Origin of the sequence: Micromonospora sp. RV43 (assembly GCF_001029515.1) — a bacterium.
Lineage (GTDB): Bacteria > Actinomycetota > Actinomycetes > Mycobacteriales > Micromonosporaceae > Micromonospora > Micromonospora aurantiaca.
The window spans coordinates 1-1099 of record NZ_LEKG01000371.1; the positions used below are offsets into that span (position 1 = coordinate 1).

2 protein-coding genes are annotated in these 1099 nt (G+C 67.8%); both read right to left on the reverse strand.

The annotated features are described in order from the left end of the window. Positions 1-16: 16 nt before the first annotated feature. The gene (locus tag ABD52_RS37275; RefSeq protein ID WP_235437696.1) at positions 17-637 is read right to left on the reverse strand and encodes a transposase; all 621 of its coding nucleotides are present in this window, start codon (positions 635-637) and stop codon (positions 17-19) included. Then, on the reverse strand, positions 601-1099 hold a 499-nt coding region (locus ABD52_RS37280; RefSeq protein WP_235437697.1), incomplete at its 5' end, for a winged helix-turn-helix domain-containing protein. The genes ABD52_RS37280 and ABD52_RS37275, both read right to left, overlap by 37 nt.

Here is a 1099-nt window from a genome sequence, read left to right on the forward strand (position 1 = left end):
TACAGATCTTGAATGGTCAGGTTGTGTCGGGTTCGAGTGTCAGTCCGGTGTGCGCGAGGAAGCCGTCGAGGAGATCGTCGCGGTACTGGATGCTCTTGAGTCGGTTCTTGATGATCGCCTGGAGGTGGTCGACGCCGTTGACGGCGAGGTTGCCGATGCTGCGTTTGAGGTGGGACCACACGGCCTCGGTCGGGTTCAGGTCCGGGGCGTAGGCCGGTAGCCGGATCACGGTCAGCCAGTCCCGAGCGTCGATCATCTGCCGCATGGCGACGGAGACGTGCGTGTTCAGGTTGTCCCAGACGCACACGATCGGTCCGCCGAGTTGTTGATGGGCGGCGTCGAGTAGGCCGATGTAGTCGCGTTCGCTGAAGCTGCGCCGCTCGTTCTTGCGACCGCGATGGGTGATCGTGCGGTAGATCAACCGGGACCGATGTCCGGGCCGGTAACAGGTCAGCCCGGCGATCGACACCCGGCCGGAGCCCTTGCCCGACACCGGAATCACAGGAGTACAGCCGCGTCGTCCCCAGGTGCGGGCCTTCGGAGGGCGCAGCGTCTGACCAGCCTCGTCCTCGAAGACCAGCCACGCCTGCCGCTGCGCCGCTACCGTTTTCCCGCCGGCCACGTCTCCCGCCGCCACGTCGTGATCGCGGCCTCGTCCCGCTCGACCGCACGGTGCTTCGGTACCTGTACCGACCAGCCAAGCCGGTACATGATGTTCGCCGTGCCGCGAAGCGTGTACCGGGTGTGGAACTTCCGGGCGATCAGGTCCGACACCCGCGCCAGGGTCCACCGCTGATCACTACCGAACCCATGCGCCGCCGGACCCTGCTCCAGGGCGTCGGCCAGCCGCCGCAGCCGGCCCTCATCCAGCCGGCATCGAGACCCACCAGGCCCCTTCGACGCCAGAGCCTGCTCACCACCGGCCTGCCACCGTTTACGCCATCCGTACACCGCGGTCTGCGACACCCGCAGCCGACGCGCGATCTCCGGCACCGACACATCCTCGGCGAACCACCCGGCCGCCTGCCGCCGCACCGCCTCACGCTTCGCCCGCCCCCGCGCGGACAACCCACCTCCATCGGGATACCTCATCCCATCG